General features: G+C 45.7%; 16 protein-coding genes. 8 read left to right on the top strand and 8 right to left on the bottom strand.

Annotated elements, in window-relative coordinates:
• The first annotated feature begins 132 nt into the window (after positions 1-132).
• From dksA to panC, 6 genes are all read left to right on the top strand, one after another.
• Positions 133-579: an RNA polymerase-binding protein DksA gene (gene dksA, locus ELS82_RS14140; protein WP_053441150.1), complete on the top strand. Its 447-nt coding sequence runs from the start codon at positions 133-135 to the stop codon at positions 577-579.
• Between the two features lie 70 nt (positions 580-649).
• Positions 650-1,540, top strand: coding sequence for a tRNA glutamyl-Q(34) synthetase GluQRS (gene gluQRS, locus ELS82_RS14145; protein WP_134836042.1), 891 nt, complete (start codon positions 650-652; stop codon positions 1,538-1,540).
• Positions 1,541-1,621: 81 nt separating this feature from the next.
• Positions 1,622-2,989, top strand: coding sequence for a polynucleotide adenylyltransferase PcnB (pcnB, locus tag ELS82_RS14150; protein ID WP_134836043.1), 1,368 nt, complete (start codon positions 1,622-1,624; stop codon positions 2,987-2,989).
• A complete protein-coding gene (gene folK, locus ELS82_RS14155) occupies positions 2,986-3,471 on the top strand; it encodes a 2-amino-4-hydroxy-6-hydroxymethyldihydropteridine diphosphokinase (protein WP_134836044.1) in 486 nt (161 codons plus the stop codon). The genes pcnB and folK overlap by 4 nt, the downstream gene beginning before the upstream one ends.
• A 22-nt stretch (positions 3,472-3,493) precedes the next feature.
• Positions 3,494-4,288 (top strand): 3-methyl-2-oxobutanoate hydroxymethyltransferase, encoded by a 795-nt coding sequence (panB, locus tag ELS82_RS14160; protein WP_134836045.1) that lies wholly within the window; start codon positions 3,494-3,496, stop codon positions 4,286-4,288.
• Positions 4,289-4,298: 10 nt separating this feature from the next.
• Complete coding sequence (gene panC / locus ELS82_RS14165; protein WP_134836046.1) at positions 4,299-5,201, top strand: pantoate--beta-alanine ligase; 903 nt, start codon at positions 4,299-4,301, stop codon at positions 5,199-5,201.
• Positions 5,202-5,661: 460 nt separating this feature from the next.
• Here the strand turns inward: panC and ELS82_RS14170 are convergent, their stop codons facing one another.
• From ELS82_RS14170 to ELS82_RS14180, 3 genes are all read right to left on the bottom strand, one after another.
• Entirely contained in the window at positions 5,662-6,432 is a 771-nt protein-coding gene (locus ELS82_RS14170) for an ABC transporter permease (protein ID WP_134836047.1), read from the bottom strand.
• 1 nt (position 6,433) lies between these two features.
• Entirely contained in the window at positions 6,434-7,351 is a 918-nt protein-coding gene (locus ELS82_RS14175; protein WP_134836048.1) for an ABC transporter ATP-binding protein, read from the bottom strand.
• 169 nt (positions 7,352-7,520) lie between these two features.
• Positions 7,521-9,191, bottom strand: a complete 1,671-nt coding sequence (locus tag ELS82_RS14180; RefSeq protein WP_134836049.1) for a SulP family inorganic anion transporter — start codon at positions 9,189-9,191, stop codon at positions 7,521-7,523.
• A gap of 413 nt (positions 9,192-9,604) precedes the next feature.
• On the opposite strand from ELS82_RS14180, the gene can reads away from it, so the two are divergent.
• Positions 9,605-10,273 (top strand): carbonate dehydratase, encoded by a 669-nt coding sequence (gene can / locus ELS82_RS14185; protein ID WP_134836050.1) that lies wholly within the window; start codon positions 9,605-9,607, stop codon positions 10,271-10,273.
• Positions 10,274-10,352: 79 nt separating this feature from the next.
• Here can and hpt read toward each other — a convergent pair whose 3' ends face one another.
• Complete coding sequence (gene hpt / locus ELS82_RS14190) at positions 10,353-10,883, bottom strand: hypoxanthine phosphoribosyltransferase (protein WP_134836051.1); 531 nt, start codon at positions 10,881-10,883, stop codon at positions 10,353-10,355.
• Positions 10,884-11,200: 317 nt separating this feature from the next.
• Here hpt and ELS82_RS14195 point away from each other — a divergent pair, with 317 nt between their 5' ends.
• Complete coding sequence (locus tag ELS82_RS14195; protein WP_134836052.1) at positions 11,201-11,815, top strand: LuxR/HapR/OpaR family quorum-sensing transcriptional regulator; 615 nt, start codon at positions 11,201-11,203, stop codon at positions 11,813-11,815.
• 285 nt (positions 11,816-12,100) lie between these two features.
• Here the strand turns inward: ELS82_RS14195 and lpdA are convergent, their stop codons facing one another.
• From lpdA to pdhR, 4 genes are all read right to left on the bottom strand, one after another.
• Entirely contained in the window at positions 12,101-13,531 is a 1,431-nt protein-coding gene (gene lpdA / locus ELS82_RS14200) for a dihydrolipoyl dehydrogenase (protein ID WP_134836053.1), read from the bottom strand.
• A gap of 242 nt (positions 13,532-13,773) precedes the next feature.
• Positions 13,774-15,372, bottom strand: a complete 1,599-nt coding sequence (aceF, locus tag ELS82_RS14205; RefSeq protein WP_134836054.1) for a pyruvate dehydrogenase complex dihydrolipoyllysine-residue acetyltransferase — start codon at positions 15,370-15,372, stop codon at positions 13,774-13,776.
• 30 nt (positions 15,373-15,402) lie between these two features.
• Positions 15,403-18,066, bottom strand: coding sequence for a pyruvate dehydrogenase (acetyl-transferring), homodimeric type (aceE, locus tag ELS82_RS14210; protein ID WP_134836055.1), 2,664 nt, complete (start codon positions 18,064-18,066; stop codon positions 15,403-15,405).
• A gap of 48 nt (positions 18,067-18,114) precedes the next feature.
• Positions 18,115-18,882 (bottom strand): pyruvate dehydrogenase complex transcriptional repressor PdhR, encoded by a 768-nt coding sequence (gene pdhR, locus ELS82_RS14215; protein WP_134836056.1) that lies wholly within the window; start codon positions 18,880-18,882, stop codon positions 18,115-18,117.
• Between the last annotated feature and the right edge of the window lie 461 nt (positions 18,883-19,343).

Here is a 19,343-nt window from a genome sequence, read left to right on the forward strand (position 1 = left end):
AAAGTGATGACGCCTTCACATTGACAATAACTTTACTCACCAGTATTTGCCTCTGATGACTCTTTTTGCTATAGATACCCGCCTTAAATTAACTGCGAGCGCAGTTGACTAGGTGTTAGTAGGAGATGCTGCATGCCAGAATCAAAGAAAAAAGCGCTAGGCATCCTAGCCATTGCAGGGGTTGAGCCATACCAAGAGAAAGCAGGTGAAGAATACATGTCACCTGAGCAAATGGCTCATTTTACAAAAATTTTATCAGCTTGGCGCAACCAGCTCATGGAAGAAGTTGATCGCACTGTGCACCACATGCAGGACGAAGCAGCAAACTTTCCAGATCCCGTTGACCGTGCTTCTCAAGAAGAAGAGTTTAGCTTAGAGCTACGTAACCGTGACCGTGAACGTCGCCTAATCAAGAAGATTGAAAAGACGCTAAATAAAATCGAAGAAGATGATTTTGGCTTCTGTGAATCTTGTGGCATCGAGATTGGTATCCGCCGTCTTGAAGCTCGCCCAACTGCAGACCTTTGTATTGACTGTAAAACACTTGCAGAAATCAAAGAAAAGCAGATGCAAGGCTAATTATTGCCTTGTCTGACTATTGAAGGGAGCCTTGGCTCCCTTTTTGGTTTATTAAGAACAGTACCCATCTATGAGTTATATTGGCCGTTTCGCCCCCTCTCCTTCGGGTCCATTACACTTTGGTTCACTGATTGCTGCACTCGGCAGTTACTTCCAAGCGAAGTCACAACAAGGCCAGTGGTTAGTTCGTATTGAAGATCTTGACCCGCCTAGAGAAATGCCAGGCGCAAGTTCACTTATTCTTGAAACTCTGGAAGCGTACCAGCTCCACTGGGATGGTGAAGTTGTTTACCAAAGCCAGCGTCACGAACTGTATCAAGAGCAAATCAATCGTTGGCTTCAGTCTGGTCAAGCATATTACTGCCAATGTACGCGCAAACAAATCAAAGCCTCTGGTGGATTTTATACCGGTACCTGTCGCGATTTAGCTTTGCAGAATCATCAACAATGTGCGATTCGACTGCGCATGACACATCCGATCTACCAATTTGAAGATCAGCGTCATGGCACATTAAGTATTCCCACCGCGTTGGCAGATGAAGATTTTATTATAAAGCGCCGAGATGGGTTATTTGCTTACAACCTTGCCGTAGTATTAGATGACATCGAACAAGGCATCACCGAGGTGGTGAGAGGCGCAGACCTAATCGAACCGACTGGACGTCAGATTAGTCTCTATCAAATGCTTGATGCAGAGCCAGTCAGTTACTTGCACCTGCCATTAGCGCTGGATGAAAGTGGACATAAATTGTCCAAACAAAATCATGCAAAAGCGATTGATAATAGCAATCCTAAGCCAGCACTATTGGATGCAATGAGTTTCTTAGGCTTTGATATTGATAAAGAAATTCAATCTGCTAGCGTGGAAGAGATCATTGAGTGGGGCGTACAAAATTGGCGCGTTGAACAGTTGCCAAAAGCGACTGAAATCACACCAATATTCTCAAACCGCTCTCTGTAAGCTATTATTAGCCGCAGATTCGCCCCTGATGGGCCCAAAATATTAAACTCAAGCAAGGTTGGCTTGACCAATTATTGCCAGATGCACATGAACAAAAACGATTATACACCTAGCGAAACAGAAACATTCTCTGAGCTCGCTTTAAATATTATTACTCGCCAAGAACATAACATCTCGCGCAAACAGATCAGTGATAATGCATTGAAGGTGTTATACCGTCTGAATGGTGCTGGCTTTGATGCGTACCTAGTCGGTGGTGGCGTTCGCGACTTATTACTGGGACAACAGCCTAAAGATTTTGATATTGCGACGAATGCAACGCCAGAGCAGATCCGACAACTGTTTAAGAACTGTCGTCTTATTGGCCGTCGCTTCCGTCTTGCACACATTATGTTTGGTCGCGACATCATTGAAGTTGCGACTTTCCGTGGCCACCACCAAGAGCCAAGCAAAAACGTTTCTCAGCAGTCAAAAGAAGGCATGCTATTACGTGACAACGTTTATGGCACTATCGATGAAGATGCTGAGCGTCGTGATTTCACCGTGAATGCGATGTACTACAACATCGGCGATTACTCTATTCACGACTACGCTGGCGGCCACGAAGATCTTGAAGATAAGCTGATCCGTTTACTCGGCGATCCTGAGACACGCTACCGCGAAGATCCGGTGCGTATGCTGCGCGCGATCCGCTTTGCGGTGAAGCTCGATTTTGATATCGAAGAAGATACCGCTGCGCCAATCGAAGAAATGGCGACGTTACTGCAAGATATTCCTGCCGCTCGTCTCTACGAAGAATCACTGAAGATGCTGCAGTCTGGTCATGGTCTAGAGACGTACCACTTAATGCGTGAGTACAACCTGTTCCAGCAGCTATTCCCAACGATTGCCGAGTTCTTTACTGAAGAGTATGACTCACCGACTGAGCAAATGTTGGACCTAGTGCTTGATTCTACCGACCAACGTATCGAAGAAGGTAAACGCATCAATCCAGCATTTATGTTCGCTGCCATGCTGTGGTACCCACTGCAAGAGAAAGCGAAGCAGTTAATGGAGAAACGCAAACTTTCCTCTTACGATGCGATCATGGAAGCGAGTAACTTCATCCTTGATGATCAAGTACGTACCATTGCTATTCCTCGTCGCCATACTGCGACCATCCGTGAGATCTGGCAGCTACAACTGCGTATGCCTCGCCGCAATGGTAAGCGCGCCTTCCGCCTGATGGAGCTCAACAAGTTCCGTGCTGGTTTCGACTTCTTGGAAATGCGTGGTGAAATCGAGCAAGGTGAAGTCAAAGAACTCGCTAAATGGTGGGAAACTTTCCAAAATGCTGGCCGCAACATGCGTCAAGCGATGGCTGCAGACTTAGACGCAACCAGCGATGGTCTACCACGCCAGCGTCGCCGCAAAAATTACCGCAAGAAAAAGCCTAAGGCATCCTCATGATCACAGTATTTATCGCTGTTGGCAGTAATCTTGGTGATCCTGTTTCTCAAGCTAACGTAGCTATTGATGCCTTAAAACAATTGCCTAAAACGCAATTTGTCCAAACTTCGTCGCTCTACAGCAGCACACCGATGGGGCCTGAGGATCAACCTGACTACATCAATGCGGTTGTCGAGCTGACAACAGAATTAACGCCGCTTGAACTACTCGATTGCACTCAAACGATTGAGTTGGAGCAAGGGCGCGTCCGTAAAGAAGAACGCTGGGGCCCAAGAACCTTAGATCTCGATATTCTGCTTTATGGCAATGAGGTGATGGATTCCGAGCGTTTGACCGTTCCACATTATGGAATGAAAGAGCGTGAGTTTGTGCTCTACCCGCTCGCAGAAATCGCACCAAATTTAACCCTCCCATGTGGGACTAGACTGGATGACTTACTCAAAGTCGTTGCCCAAAACGGTCTGCGTATTTGGCAATCATAGCCAAATTCTGTAAGGAAAAATCATGAAAAAAATTTCCATCAATGATCTGATGAAGTGGAAACAAGAAGGCCGTAAATTCGCGACTTCTACCGCTTACGATGCAAGCTTTGCCCAGCTATTCGAAAGTCAAGAGATGCCAGTACTGCTTGTCGGTGACTCTTTAGGTATGGTTCTTCAAGGCGAATCTTCTACTTTACCTGTCACTGTAGAAGATATTGCTTACCACACGCGCTGTGTACGCGCTGGTAGCCCGAACTGCCTATTAATGGCCGATATGCCATTCATGAGCTATGCAACGCCTGAGCAAGCGTGTGAGAGCGCTGCTGCGCTAATGCGTGCTGGAGCAAACATGGTTAAGATCGAAGGCGGTGATTGGTTAGTTGATACCGTTAAGGCTCTTACAGAACGTGCAGTACCGGTTTGTGCGCACCTAGGCCTAACGCCTCAATCAGTGAACATCTTTGGCGGCTTCAAAGTTCAAGGCCGCGAGCAAGATAAAGCGGACCGCATGGTACGCGATGCACTCGCACTTCAAGAAGCTGGTGCACAAATCATCTTGCTTGAGTGTGTGCCTAAAGAGCTCGCCGCGCGAATTACTGAAGTTTGTGACGTACCTGTCATTGGTATCGGCGCAGGTAACGTAACTGACGGCCAGATCTTAGTTATGCACGATATGTTTGGAATTGCAGCGAACTACATGCCAAAATTCTCGAAAAACTTCCTAGCTGAAACTGGAGATATGCGTAAAGCGGTCGCCAAATACAAGGAAGATGTAGAAAGTGGTGCCTTCCCTAGCGAAGCACACACCATCGCGTAAGGATTTAGCCATGCAAACTTTTGCTGAAATTGCCGCTCTTCGTGAGCAAATCAAACAGTACAAACGTGATGGCCGCAAAGTGGCATTTGTCCCAACCATGGGCAACTTGCACGAAGGTCACCTGACTTTAGTACGCAAAGCGCGTGAACATGCGGATATCGTTGTTGTCAGCATTTTTGTCAATCCAATGCAGTTTGACCGCGCTGATGATTTAAATAATTACCCGCGTACGCTAGAAGACGACCTAAGCAAATTAACCGCTGAAGGTGTTGAATTAGTGTTCACCCCGACACCTGAGATTATCTACCCACATGGTGTAGAAACTCAGAGCTCAGTGGAAGTTCCAGGACTTTCTAACATCCTCGAAGGTGCCTCTCGTCTAGGTCACTTCCGTGGTGTTGCCACTGTAGTGACGAAACTATTCAATATCGTCCAACCTGACGTTGCTTGCTTTGGCGAGAAAGACTTCCAGCAACTTGCCATCATTCGTAAGATGACTGAAGACTTGGCAATGGATATCGAAATCGTCGGCGTCGCAACAGTACGTGAGATGGACGGCTTGGCAATGAGCTCTCGCAATGGCTTGCTGACGATTGATGAACGCCAACGCGCTCCAGTACTTGCGCGCACCATGCGTTGGATCAGCAGTGCTATGCGTGGCGGTCGTGACGATTACGCTTCTGTGATTGAAGATGCAAGCGATCAACTGCGCGCAGCAGGCCTGCATCCTGATGAGATCTTTATTCGTGATGCTCGCACACTGCAAGCAGTCACCGAAGAGACGACTCAAGCGGTTATTCTCATGTCCGCATTCCTTGGCAAAGCACGCTTGATCGATAACCAAGTGGTTGAGATGGTTGTCGAGTCGAAGGAAGAAGAAGCGCCTGAAGCACCTTCAGAAAGCGCTGAATAGAGTTCAGTGAAAAAAATTAAGGGTTGATGTGAAAGCATCAACCCTTTTTTGTGACTGTCACCCTCGAGAGTAAGAAACGAATGAGTTGGAGAACTCTTCTAACAAGTCGAAAACGTAAGGAGATTCCTTACTCTCTCCTTCGTCGTTCTATGGAATGACTCGCTCTGTGCTAGTGTCTCTCCACACAACATTTTCTATCACTGTCATCCTCAAGAGTGAGGAACAAACGAGTTGGGGATCTCTTCTAACAAGTCGAAAACGTAAGGAGATTCCCTACTCTCTCCTGCGCCGCTCTATGGAATGACTCGCTCTGTGCTAGCTTCTCTCCACACAACATTTTCTATCACTGTCATCCTCAAGAGTGAGGAACGAACGAGTTGGGGATCTCTTCTAACAAGTCGAAAACGTAAGGAGATTCCCTACTCTCTCCTACGTCGCTCTATGGAATGACCGTAGGCTATTAACTGCGTAAGCCAATTCCGCGCGTCACTAGGTAATGCGCCACCGCGTAAAGTGCCACAACAAATACACCGAGCACGCTGAACGAGGTAACAATCCCCACATCCGACACACCTAGGAAGCCATAACGGAACGCGTTAACCATATAAACGATTGGGTTGATCTTAGATACGCCTTGCCAAAATTCAGGCAGCAAACTGATCGAGTAGAACACGCCGCCAAGGTAGGTCAGAGGTGTCAAAACAAAGGTAGGAATGATCGAGATATCATCAAATGTCTTGGCATACACCGCGTTGATCAAACCACCAAGCGAAAACACCACAGAGGTCATAAACACCGTTGCGATAATAATGCCCCAGTGATCAACTTGCAGATCAACAAAGAACAGCGATACAAACGTAACGATCGTTCCGACCAGTAGACCACGAACCACGCCACCCATAACAAAGCCCAAGATGATCACATAGTTAGGTACCGGAGCAACGAGTAACTCTTCGATATTCTTTTGAAACTTGGCACTGAAGAATGACGAGGCGACATTTGAATAGGAGTTAGTGATCACCGACATCATAATCAAACCCGGAACTATGTACTCCATGTAGCTAAATCCGTTCATCTCACCTATGCGCGAACCTATCAAGCTACCAAAGATAATGAAATAGAGCGTCATCGTGATCGCTGGTGGAACCAAAGTTTGAACCCAAATACGAGTAAAGCGGTTCACTTCTTTAGTCAGTAAGCTGCAAAACGCAGTCCAATACAAACGATACATATTATTGGCTCCCCTCTCGTACAATACTGACGAACAACTCTTCAAGACGATTGGCTTTATTGCGCATCGACAGCACTTTAATGCCCTGCTCTGAAAGCTGAGCAAAGATACCATTCAACCCTTGGCTCTTTTCAATCTCAAGCTCTAAAGAACCATTGATAAAGGTTTGGCTGTTTACACCATCTAATTTCGGTTCAGCGCTTCCCTCTTCAAGATCAAGAATAAACGTCTCAACGTGAAGCTTACCGAGCAGGGCTTTCATGGTGGTGTTCTCAATCAGCTCACCTTTGTTGATGATGCCGATATTACGACACAACATTTCCGCTTCTTCGAGATAGTGAGTGGTAAGAATAATGGTAATGCCTTGCTCAGAGTTGATTTCTTTGAGGAACTCCCACATCGAGCGGCGAAGTTCAATATCAACTCCAGCGGTTGGTTCATCAAGAATCAGTAACTGAGGTTCATGCATCAAGGCACGGGCAATCATCAGACGTCGCTTCATACCACCTGATAAGTTACGTGCACGTTCGCTGCGTTTTTCCCACAAATCGAGCTTAGTTAGGTATTTTTTCGCGCGTTCTTTGGCCAGAGACTTTGATACACCGTAATAACCCGCTTGCTGCAGCACGATCTGTTCAACCGTCTCAAACTGGTTAAAGTTGAATTCCTGCGGTACCAAGCCTAGATTTTGCTTTGCAAGTTCTAGGTCTTTATCAATATCAAAGCCGAACACCTTCACCTTGCCAGCGGTCTTATTCACCAGAGATGAAATAACACCAATCGTTGTCGATTTACCCGCACCGTTAGGCCCAAGTAACGCGTAGAAGTCGCCTTTTTCTACATTAAGGCTAATACCTTTTAGCGCTTCAAAACCTCCTGCATAGGTCTTACGAAGCTGCTCAATTTCGAGTGCATACATAGAATAATATTGCCATTGCTTGTCCAGTCGTAAATAAGTTTATCGTTGAATAACGATGATTACAATTAAACCTTTCGAATAGTTTGGAAATATTATAGTTATTGGTGGACAGAAATTAAAAACGCCGCAGATTTCTCAGCGGCGTTTATTTTATAAAACAGATAGTTAATTAGACAACTGCAGTCTGATGCTCGTCTGTCTCAACATGCTTGATTGCCGCTTTCAGCGCTTCATAGCGGAACTTAAACGTATTTTCGTCCGGTACTAAGTCGATAACGTGGAACTTCTCCAGTTGCTGACGCGTTTTATCATTTGGACACAGCAAGTAGACCTGACAGTTAGCGTCTAGCGCATCTTTGATCGCATTCTCTAACGCCAGACCCACCGTCACATCAATCATTGGGACATCAGTCAAATCAAGAATCATCACTTCATAATCTGAGATACTGGTGTGCTGACGAGATATCGCCTTAGATACGCTGAAAATCATCGGGCCTGACAGGTAGAAAAACAGTACTTTGCCATTGGCCATATCAAGCAAACCACGTTCACTGTCACTCAGTGGCACATCATCTTCATCGGCATCACTGATCGCTTTCACTTGACGTGCCTGCTCACGGCTCAAGCGCTCGATAATAATAATGTTAGAGATAAAGACGCCAAGACCAACCGCGACAATCAAATCCACAAACACGGTCAGTAGCATCACGCCATACATGACCGCCATACCCGCAAAGCTAACCTTATGCGCGCGCTGAATAAAACTCCAATCAAGGATGTTAAAGCCAACATACACTGCAATGCCTGCCAACACTGCCATTGGAATTGGTTCAGTCAATCCACCTGCAACCAACACCACCAACGCTAGCATCAGTGCGCGAACCACACCTGACAGCGGGGAACGTGCACCAACCTGAATATTGGTTACCGTGCCCATAGTTGCACCGGCACCAGGCAGCGCACCGAACAAGCCTGAAATCATATTAGCGAGACCTTGGCCGCGCAGCTCTTTATCTGAGTCGTGCTCTTTACGTGTTAACGAGTCACCGATTACCGCCGTCAAAAGCGTATCAATACAACCCAGCGTACCCAGTACCAACGCATCAATCACCATCTCAGTGAACATTGAAGCATCAATATGAGGCACGACTAAAGACGGTAAACCTGCTGGGATCTCACCGATTCGACGTATCGCGTCAGTATCAAAAAAGATAACGGAAAGTAGCGTTACCGCTACCAATGCCACCAGTTGAGCCGGTACATACTTTCGATAGCGTCTAGGGAAGAAGAACAAGATACCAAGGGTTAGCAAACCTAAAAATAGCTCGCTGAACTTCATATTCGCAACGGTATCAGGCAGTGCTGAAAGGGTCCCCATCACTCCACCGGCTGGAGCGGCGTGACCCAGTAGTGGTGAGAGCTGGAGAATGATAAGAATAACGCCAATACCTGACATAAAGCCCGATATCACGCTATATGGCATCAAAGTTACGTATTTTCCTAGCTTCAAGGTACCAAGAAGTATCTGGAATGCCCCGGCCATCATGACCACAGTAAAGGTCATTGCCATGCCCGTTTCTGGGTATTTGGCCATCATACTGGTTAATACCGCGGTCATGATCACCGTCATCGGGCCGGTCGGTTCCGAGATTAAGGTGTTTGAGCCACCAAACAGTGAAGCAAATAAGCCCACCATAATAGCACCCCATAGACCCGCTTCTGCGCCCGCACCGGAGGCAACACCAAAGGCAAGCGCTAAAGGTAAAGAGATAATAGCGGTGGTCACGCCACCAAATAGATCTCCTTTGAGATTCATGTCTTCAAAACGACTAGCGAACACAATGCTACTCCCTGCTAACTGTGTGCACCTTAAACGCAAAACATGCGTTCAATCACCCAGCTTCACACTGAGTGAGGTGCAATAACGACATCTTACTTTTAGGCTAGGCTGCTATACACTAGAGGTAAGCGAAAATAACCCTAAACTTTGTAGCTAGATCTTGCAGAAAATGTAATCAAAACGCTGCGAAATGTAGCTAATTTCATCATATTAACAAATGTTACTTCAGAGAGATAAGTGTTAATCACATCTCATCACTCATACGTTATAACTGTTAGTTAGGATGAGAGCTAAGTTTATGATTTTTGGCGCTCAAACACGTCAGATGAGTGCCTTTTCGGGCAATATTAGTAGGAACGAAATTGTAACATTGTGTATAGTGATGCAAGAATTTTTTAAGGATTGCGAACGAGATGCCGGAAATTAAACAGCTATTTGAAAACAACTCAAAGTGGTCTGAATCGATTAAAGCAGAACGCCCTGAGTACTTTGCTAAGCTTGAGGAGGGTCAGAGCCCTGGTTTTCTATGGATTGGTTGTTCAGACAGCCGTGTACCAGCAGAGCGCTTAACCGGCCTTTATTCCGGTGAACTGTTTGTACACCGTAATGTCGCCAACCAAGTTATCCATACCGATTTGAATTGCCTATCGGTAGTGCAATACGCGGTCGATGTATTGAAGGTTAAACACGTCATCGTATGTGGTCACTACGGCTGTGGCGGCGTAAAAGCGGCGATTGATAATCCGCAGCTTGGTCTGATCAACAACTGGCTGCTACATATCCGCGATCTCTACTTCAAACACCGTAATTACTTAGAAGCGATGCCAGAGGATGATCGTGCTGACAAGCTAGGTGAAATTAACGTTGCCGAGCAAGTCTATAACCTTGCTAATTCCACCATCATGCAAAACGCATGGGAGCGAGGCCAAGACATCGAGATCCACGGTGTTGTCTATGGTATCGGTGATGGTAAGTTGGAGTACTTAGGTGTTCGCTCTAACTCTCGAGATAGCGTTGATACCTCTTACCAAGTGGCGATGGAGTCTATTCTCAACCCTGAGCATAAGCTGCTTTGTCGCTAAGCTCACGTCGTAAAAGCTAGCCAAACAAAAACGCCCGCTAAGTTAGCGGGCGTTTGTTTATTCTTGCACTAGAGTCGGATTACTCTTGAGGTACAACCTTGCCGATAAATGGTAGGTGACGGTATTTCTGAGCGTAATCGATACCAACACCAACCACGAACTCATCTGGAATCTCGAAACCAATCCATTTCACGTCAACATTCACTTCACGACGAGAAGGCTTATCCAACAGCGTACAAATCTCGATAGATTTAGGCTCACGTAGCGACAGGATTTCTTTTACCTTGTTCAGTGTGTTGCCCGTATCAATGATGTCTTCAACAAGTAGGACATCTTTACCTTTAATATCGTCATCTAGATCTTTAAGGATGCGAACGTCACGAGAGCTTTCCATTGTGTTGCCGTAGCTCGATGCCGTCATGAAATCAACGCAGTGAGTAATATCGATTGCACGTGCCAAATCAGCCATAAATACAAATGATCCGCGTAGTAAGCCAACCATGACCAGATCTTCGCTACCTTTATAGTGCTCAGTAATCTGTTTACCTAGCTCTTGTACTCGTTTGCTGACCTCTTGCTCAGAAATCATGACTTCTACTGTATGCTTCATACCAATCTCGTTTTTCGCGTTAGTCGTGTTGAGCGTAATTATAGCCGCTCAAATACGGTCTGATTTTGCAGGCGGGTAGTTTAACACCAGCTAGCCACGAGGAAAAACGTTTGCCTCAAATTAACCGAATTGTTTGGAGTATGGCATCTTGATCGTTAGCACGATATTAACAAAGACGCCTATAAAATAGCCTGAAATCGTTGACCTTGCCTATATGCACCATTACACTCATAAAGCGTCATAGCAAAATTAATAAAATACTAAATAGGGCGAAAAGCCCAATAACTATAAACAACTCTTTTGGCAAGGAAATAACTATGGACTCTATAGAGAAACGACCGCGTACGCGTCTATCTCCACAAAAACGAAAGCAACAGCTGATGGAAATCTCGCTGGAAGTGTTTGCTCGTCGTGGCATTGGCCGCGGTGGTCACGCTGACATTGCAGAGATAGCTCAAGTATCCGTTGCAACTGTGTTTAACTACTTCCCTACTCGCGAAGATCTTGTCGATGACGTACTTAACTACGTTGTTCGCCAATTCTCGAACTTCCTTTCGGACAATATCGACTTAGACCTTCACGCGAAAGAAAACCTCACTAATATCACAACCGCTATGGTTGAACTGGTTGTTGAAGACTGCCACTGGCTTAAAGTGTGGTTTGAGTGGAGTGCGTCAACCCGCGATGAAGTATGGCCTTTGTTTGTCACAACCAACCGCACCAATCAGCTCTTGGTACAAAATATGTTTATCAAGGCAATTGAGCGTGGCGAAGTATGTGATAGCCATGACCCATCCGATCTTGCAACGCTATTTCACGGCATCTGCTACTCGCTGTTCGTACAAGCGAACCGTGTTCGAGATGAGCAAGCGGTGATTCGCCTGACTCAAAGCTACTTAGATATGCTATGTATCTACAAAAGCGCTGAATAAATCAGAGCGAAGTTAACAGCTAAAAGCCGACGTGATTACGTCGGCTTTTTATTTGTTGATAACTGAGCACTGCGCTTGCCGGTCGCAACTTTCTATCGGCAACAAAAAAGCCGCTGATAACTCAGCGGCTTTTAGCATCTACATATACTCAAAATAATTGGAGTTGCAGCTAGGCAACAAGTAAGTTCAGTCCTATGAGCATAGGTGTACTATGTGATTAGGACGGCCGGCGATCCGGTGAACTTACGCAGTTAACAACGCTGCGGCTTCAAGTATGAAGAGTATTTACTTTTTCTTTTTCACAGCTTTCTTGTTCGGAAGGTCAGTAATTGAACCTTCAAATACTTCAGCAGCTAGACCCACAGACTCGTGTAGAGTTGGGTGAGCGTGGATAGTTAGCGCGATATCTTCAGCATCACAACCCATCTCAATTGCTAGACCGATTTCACCTAGTAGTTCGCCACCGTTAGTACCAACGATTGCACCACCAATTACACGGTGAGTATCTTTGTCGAAGATCATCTTCGTCATACCGTCTGCACAGTCAGATGCGATTGCACGACCAGAAGCAGCCCAAGGGAAAGTCGCAACTTCGTAGTTGATGCCTTCAGCTTTTGCTTCTTTCTCAGTCTTACCAACCCATGCAACTTCTGGCTCAGTGTAAGCGATTGATGGAATTACTTTAGGGTCGAAGTAGTGCTTCTTACCAGAGATAACTTCTGCCGCTACGTGACCTTCATGCACACCTTTGTGAGCAAGCATTGGTTGACCAACTACGTCACCGATCGCGTGGATGTGAGGAACGTTTGTACGCATCTGCTTATCAACGTTGATGAAGCCACGCTCGTCAACTTCGATACCCGCTTTTTCAGCATCGATAAGTGCACCATTTGGAACACGACCGATAGCAACAAGAACTGCATCGTAACGCTCAGCTTCTGCTGGCGCTTTCTTGCCTTCCATTGAAACGTAGATACCGTCTTCTTTCGCTTCAACTGCTGTTACTTTCGTCTCAAGCATTAGCTTGAATTTGTCTTTAATACGCTTAGTGAAGACTTTAACGATGTCTTTATCCGCCGCAGGAATAACCTGGTCGAACATTTCAACAACTTCAACTTTAGAACCTAGAGAGTGGTAAACCGTACCCATTTCTAGACCGATGATACCACCACCCATGATAAGCAGTTTTTCTGGTACTTCTTTCAGCTCTAGCGCGTCAGTTGAATCCCAAATACGTGGGTCTTCATGTGGGATGAACGGCAGTTTGATTGGGCGAGAACCCGCAGCAACGATAGCGTTGTCGAAGTTAACAACTGTCGGCTCACCTTCGCCTTCTACAAGGATAGAGTTAGGGCCAGTGAATTTACCGTAACCGTTAACAACAGTAACGTTACGCATCTTAGCCATACCACCAAGACCGCCAGTCAGTTGGTTTACAACTTTCTCTTTCCAGATACGGATCTTGTTGATGTCAGTTTGTGGTTCGCCAAACACGACGCCGTGGTCAGCCATAGCTTTTGCTTCTTCGATTACTTTAGAAACGTGAAGAAGTGCTTTTGATGGAATACAACCAACGTTTAGACATACACCACCAAGAGTGCTGTAACGTTCAACTAGTACTGTTTCTAGACCTAAGTCTGCACAACGGAATGCAGCTGAGTAACCAGCAGGACCAGAACCAAGTACAACAACTTGGGCTTTAATTTCTTTGCTCATTGTGACCTCTTGTAGTCATTATCCCTAACAGGCTGAGTAGATGTTCTTAAATTATTAGGCTTTCAAACGGTCAACATTTTACAGAGTTGTTAACAGTGTGAAAGTAGCTTTAAGTTAGCCTGTGAGCTAGACAACAATTCACCTTTCAGTTTCTGAAAGAGGATTGAAAATGCTGTCTAAAATTATTCTTTGTATAAAGAATTAAGGTGACTCGAAAGTCACCTTAATTGCTACTTTCTAAATTACAGTACTAGACGACGAATGTCAGATAGTGCGCCATTTAGGAAAGTGATAAAGCGTGCACCTTCAGCACCATCGATCACACGGTGGTCGTATGATAGAGACAGTGGAAGTTGTAGGCGTGGTTCGAATTCTTTACCGTTCCACACAGGCTTCATTTCAGACTTAGATACACCTAGGATACCTACTTCTGGAGCGTTTACGATTGGCGTAAATGCTGTACCGCCGATACCACCAAGGCTAGAGATTGTGAAACAACCGCCTTGCATATCGCCAGCTGTTAGCTTACCAGCACGTGCTTTCTTAGAAATCGCCATTAGCTCTTCAGATAGCTCGTAGATGCCTTTCTTGTTCACGTCTTTGAATACAGGAACAACTAGACCGTTAGGCGTATCTACTGCGATACCGATGTTCACGTATTTCTTCAGAATGATGCTTTCGCCATCTTCAGATAGAGAAGAGTTGAACGCTGGGAACGCTTCAAGTGCTTTAGCCGCTGCTTTCATGATGAACACAAGTGGAGTGATCTTCATGCCAGTGTCTTTCTTCGCTTCGATAGCGTTCTGCTCTTTACGGAATGCTTCTAGCTCAGTGATGTCAGCGTTGTCCCACTGTGTAACGTGAGGGATCATTACCCAGTTGCGGTGTAGGTTAGCACCTGAGATCTTCTTGATCTTAGAAAGCTTCTGAACTTCCGTTTCACCGAACTTGCTGAAATCAACTTTTGGCCAAGGTAGTAGACCAAGAGCAGCGCCGTCGCCTTTGCCAGATGCTGCTGCACCTGCGCCAGATTCAAGACGCTTAAGTGCATCTTTAACGTAAGCTTGAACGTCTTCTTTAAGGATACGGCTCTTACGACCAGTACCTTTAACCTTAGAAAGGTTAACGCCGAATTCACGAGCAAGACGACGAACAACTGGAGACGCGTGCGCGTAATCGTTATTTTCTTCGAAACCAGAGCCTTGGAAATCGCCAGTCGCTGCTGGAGCTTCAGCTTTAGGAGCTGGTGCTGCCGCAGGTGCCGCTGCTTGAGCAGGCGCTGCTACTGGTGCCGGAGCTGCGCCTGCAACTTCGAATACCATGATTAGAGAACCCGTTGTTACTTTATCGCCAGCCGCAACTTTGATCTCTTTTAGAGTACCAGCGAATGGTGCTGGAACTTCCATAGACGCTTTATCGCCTTCAACAGTAAGAAGAGATTGCTCTTCTTCAATGCTGTCACCGATTGCAACCATGATTTCAGTAACTTCTACTTCGTCGCCACCGATATCTGGAACGTGAACTTCTTTAAGCTCTGCCGCTGCTGCTGGAGCTGGAGCCGCTGCTGGAGCCGCTTCTGCCGCAGGAGCAGGTGCAGCATCAGCTGCACCTTCGGCTTCGAAAATCATGATTAGAGAACCAGTAGAAACTGAATCGCCTTCAGCTACTTTGATTTCTTTAACAATACCTGCTTGAGACGCTGGAACTTCCATAGAAGCTTTGTCGCCTTCAACAGTGATCAGAGACTGCTCTTCTTCAACCTTGTCGCCAACGCTTACAAGAATCTCAGTAACTTCAACCTCATCCGCACCGATGTCAGGTACATTAATTTCGATTGCCATTGCTTATTTACCTTCTAGTTAAGCGCTGTATTAAGCGTATTGTGGGTTTGTTTTTTCTGTGTCGATATCAAACTTAGCAATTGCCTCAGCAACTACAGACTTCTCGATATCACCACGTTTAACTAGCTCAGTCAGAGCTGCAACCACTACGTAACCTGCATTCACTTCGAAGTGACGACGTAGGTTTGCACGGCTGTCTGAACGACCGAAGCCGTCAGTACCAAGTACTTTGTAAGACTCAGTAGGCATGAATGCACGTACTTGCTCAGCGTAGTTCTTCATGTAGTCGGTCGCCGCGATTGCTGGCTCTTTACCTAGTACAGTTGTGATGTAAGGTACTTTCGCTTCTGCTTCTGGGTGAAGCATGTTGTAACGCTCTGCGTCTTGACCGTCACGAGTAAGCTCGTTGAACGATGTTACAGAGAATACGTCAGATGCGATGCCGTACTCTTCGCTTAGGATAGTCGCTGCTTTACGTACTTCGTTCATGATAGTACCAGAGCTCATTAGCTGAACTTTACCCTTAGCACCTTCATGAGACTCAAGCTTGTAGATACCCTTACGGATGCCTTCTTCAGCGCCTTCTGGCATTGCTGGCATTGCGTAGTTTTCATTCATTACTGTTAGGTAGTAGTAAATGTTTTCTTGCTCAGGACCGTACATACGACGAATACCGTCTTGCATGATTACTGCTAGCTCGTAAGCGAATGTTGGATCGTAAGAGATACAGTTAGGGATAGTGTTCGCTTGAATGTGCGAGTGACCATCTTCGTGCTGTAGACCTTCACCGTTAAGTGTTGTACGACCTGCTGTAGCGCCTAATAGGAAGCCACGAGCTTGTTGGTCACCTGCTAGCCATGCCATGTCACCAATACGTTGGAAACCGAACATTGAGTAGTAGATGTAGAACGGGATCATAGGCAGATCGTTTGTGCTGTAAGAAGTAGCAGCAGCAACCCAAGATGCCATTGAACCTAGTTCGTTGATACCTTCTTGAAGAACTTGGCCAGATGTTGCTTCTTTGTAGTAAGAAACGATGCCTTTATCTTCAGGTGTGTATTCTTGACCGTCTGGGTTGTAGATACCCACTTGACGGAATAGACCTTCCATACCGAACGTACGAGCTTCATCACAGATGATAGGAACAATGTTCTTACCGATGTTCTTGTCTTTCAGTAGGATATTTAGCGTACGTACGTAAGCCATAGTCGTAGAGATATCACGCTTCTGCTCACCTAGAAGTGGAGCAAATGCATCTAGCTCTGGTACTTTAAATTCTTGAGTGAATTTAGGTAGACGTGCTGGAGTGTAACCTTTAAGCGCGTTACGACGTGCGTGTAGGTATTCGTACTCAGCAGAGCCTTCTTCTAGTTTCAGGTACGGAAGCTCAGCCACTTTCTCATCAGAAAGAATGTCTTGTAGGCCTAGACGATCACGTAGGTATTGAACGTGAGTCATGTCCATCTTCTTAACACCGTGTGCGATGTTCTTACCTTCAGCTGCTTCACCCATGCCGTAACCTTTAACAGTCTTAGCTAGGATTACTGTTGGCTTACCACCAGTCTCTTTTGCATTGTTGAATGCAGCGAACAGTTTAGAAGAATCATGACCACCACGCTTCAGTTCGAAGATTTGGTCATCAGTCATGTCTGCAACTAGTGCAGCTGTCTCTGGGTACTTACCAAAGAAGTGCTCACGTACGTATGCGCCATCTTTAGATTTGAATGTTTGGTAGTCGCCATCGATCGTTTCGTTCATAAGCTGTAGTAGCTTACCAGTCGTATCTTTAGCTAGTAGTGCATCCCAGTTGTTACCCCAGATAACTTTAACTACGTTCCAACCTGCACCTTTGAATAGACCTTCAAGTTCTTGAATGATCTTACCGTTACCCATTACAGGACCGTCTAGACGCTGAAGGTTACAGTTGATTAGGAAACATAGGTTGTCTAGCTTCTCACGCGCAGCGAAAGAGATAGCACCACGTGATTCTGGCTCATCCATCTCACCGTCGCCTAGGAAAGCGTATACACGTTGAGCTGAAGTATCTTTCAGACCACGACCATTTAGGTACTTAAGGAAGCGCGCTTGGTAGATCGCAGAGATTGGGCCAAGACCCATAGATACTGTCGGGAACTGCCAGAACTCAGGCATTAGTTTAGGGTGTGGGTATGATGGGATACCTTTACCGTCTACTTCTTGACGGAAGTTATCTAGCTGCTCTTCAGTTAGACGACCTTCAACGAATGCACGTGAGTAGATACCTGGTGAGATGTGACCTTGGTAATAAACTAGATCGCCACCGTCCGTCTCATTTGGAGCGCGGAAGAAGTGGTTGAAACATACTTCATAGAATGCAGCCGCTGACTGGTAAGAAGCCATGTGACCACCTAGGTCTAGGTCTTTCTTAGATGCACGCAATACGATCATGATTGCGTTCCAGCGAATGATTGAGCGAATACGACGTTCAAGAGTCACATCACCAGGGTATGCTGGCTCTTGTGCTGCTGGAATCGTGTTGATGTAGTTAGTGTTGATACCAGTTGGCATATCAACGCCGTCTAGACGTGCTTTTTCTAGAACGGTTTCTAGTAGAAACTGTGCACGTTCTACACCTTCTTCACGTACTACTGACTCTAGGGCTTCTAGCCAATCTTGAGTTTCCAGTGCGTCTACGTCATGCTTCATGTCAGACATGGCGATCTATCCTTCTGTTGGTTGGATCTAGTTATTTACGCAACGACCTTAAGAGTCGTTACCTTGTTGAATTCGACGCAAAGAACGCTCTCTGCGCGACTCTTCACGAGTCAAATCCAACAATGTTTCTTCGATATAAGCTAAGTGTGAGTGACACATTTCACGCGCCTGTTCAGGCTGACCAGAAACGATCGCATCCACAATATTAGCTCGATGTTTACTTACTTTTTCGACCACTTCATCGCGGCGACGTAAGAGCTTTAAATTCTGTAAGACATTTTGCTCAAGCAAAGGCGCTAGGCTACGAACAATATGTAGAAGCACCACGTTGTGAGCTGCTTCAGTTAAAGCAATCAGAAACTGCATAACTGCAGCCGCTTCTGCTTCGACATTCTTCTTAGTCTGCTCTTCGCTGATATTCTTCAGGCAAGCCTGAATACGCTCAAAGTCTTCGTCGGTACCACGAACCGCTGCAAAATAAGCGGAAATACCTTCCATCGCATGACGCGTTTCTAGTAAATCCAGCTGTGTCTCAGAGTGGCTAGACAATAAATTTAGCAGAGGATCTGAAAAGCTGGTCCAGATGTTCTCGCTAACGAATGTGCCACCACCCTGACGACGAGTAAGAAGACGTTTAGCTTCAAGGCGTTGAATTGCCTCACGGATTGATGGACGGGATACATCGAACTGCTTTGCCAGCTCACGCTCTGGCGGCAACTGCTGCCCCGGAGACAATGTTCCTTCCACAATCAGCCTTTCTAATTCTTGTTCAATAACATCAGAAAGTTTTGGCTGACGAATCCTTTGATAAGCCATAGTTATTGTTCTTCTACTCTTTGCAGGTAATTGGTAATACCAATTTTAAGTTGGCAGGAAAATTAACATAATTAAAACGCAAGTTCCAGTCAAAAATTGACCCAAATCATAGAACGAGTGACGTATAAACACTTTGATAACAATAGTCGATTAAAACAGCAATCAAATTGGTCTGACCAATTACAAAATATAAACAGATGGGGAAAAATCGTGCCAGCCATCACAGTTTGATTGGTAAGTTTTAAATAAATATGAAAGGTTATTAGGGAATGAGAAGAAAAGTTCGAGGGGATAGATGATTTACAAGAGTAAAACTTTGAGACAACTGTCATCCTCAAGAGTGAGGTACAAACGAGTTGGAGCTCTCTTAAAGCCTGTAGAAAACCTTTTGAGATTCCCTACTCACTCCTTCGTCGCTCTATGGAATGACAATTCAGATATCAAACCATACGAAGCAACGT

The sequence above is a fragment of the Vibrio ouci genome (genome assembly GCF_004551525.1).
GTDB lineage: Bacteria > Pseudomonadota > Gammaproteobacteria > Enterobacterales > Vibrionaceae > Vibrio > Vibrio ouci.

What these genes read in the sequence shown, in the direction of transcription:
- hpt (WP_134836051.1), bottom strand. Translation starts at nt 10,883, where the DNA reads ATGAAGCATACAGTAGAAGTCATGATTTCTGAGCAAGAGGTCAGCAAA.
- panB (WP_134836045.1), top strand. Translation starts at nt 3,494, where the DNA reads ATGAAAAAAATTTCCATCAATGATCTGATGAAGTGGAAACAAGAAGGC.
- ELS82_RS14195 (WP_134836052.1), top strand. Translation starts at nt 11,201, where the DNA reads ATGGACTCTATAGAGAAACGACCGCGTACGCGTCTATCTCCACAAAAA.
- aceE (WP_134836055.1), bottom strand. Translation starts at nt 18,066, where the DNA reads ATGTCTGACATGAAGCATGACGTAGACGCACTGGAAACTCAAGATTGG.
- dksA (WP_053441150.1), top strand. Translation starts at nt 133, where the DNA reads ATGCCAGAATCAAAGAAAAAAGCGCTAGGCATCCTAGCCATTGCAGGG.
- can (WP_134836050.1), top strand. Translation starts at nt 9,605, where the DNA reads ATGCCGGAAATTAAACAGCTATTTGAAAACAACTCAAAGTGGTCTGAA.
- ELS82_RS14175 (WP_134836048.1), bottom strand. Translation starts at nt 7,351, where the DNA reads ATGTATGCACTCGAAATTGAGCAGCTTCGTAAGACCTATGCAGGAGGT.
- pdhR (WP_134836056.1), bottom strand. Translation starts at nt 18,882, where the DNA reads ATGGCTTATCAAAGGATTCGTCAGCCAAAACTTTCTGATGTTATTGAA.
- gluQRS (WP_134836042.1), top strand. Translation starts at nt 650, where the DNA reads ATGAGTTATATTGGCCGTTTCGCCCCCTCTCCTTCGGGTCCATTACAC.
- pcnB (WP_134836043.1), top strand. Translation starts at nt 1,622, where the DNA reads ATGCACATGAACAAAAACGATTATACACCTAGCGAAACAGAAACATTC.
- aceF (WP_134836054.1), bottom strand. Translation starts at nt 15,372, where the DNA reads ATGGCAATCGAAATTAATGTACCTGACATCGGTGCGGATGAGGTTGAA.
- lpdA (WP_134836053.1), bottom strand. Translation starts at nt 13,531, where the DNA reads ATGAGCAAAGAAATTAAAGCCCAAGTTGTTGTACTTGGTTCTGGTCCT.
- panC (WP_134836046.1), top strand. Translation starts at nt 4,299, where the DNA reads ATGCAAACTTTTGCTGAAATTGCCGCTCTTCGTGAGCAAATCAAACAG.
- folK (WP_134836044.1), top strand. Translation starts at nt 2,986, where the DNA reads ATGATCACAGTATTTATCGCTGTTGGCAGTAATCTTGGTGATCCTGTT.
- ELS82_RS14170 (WP_134836047.1), bottom strand. Translation starts at nt 6,432, where the DNA reads ATGTATCGTTTGTATTGGACTGCGTTTTGCAGCTTACTGACTAAAGAA.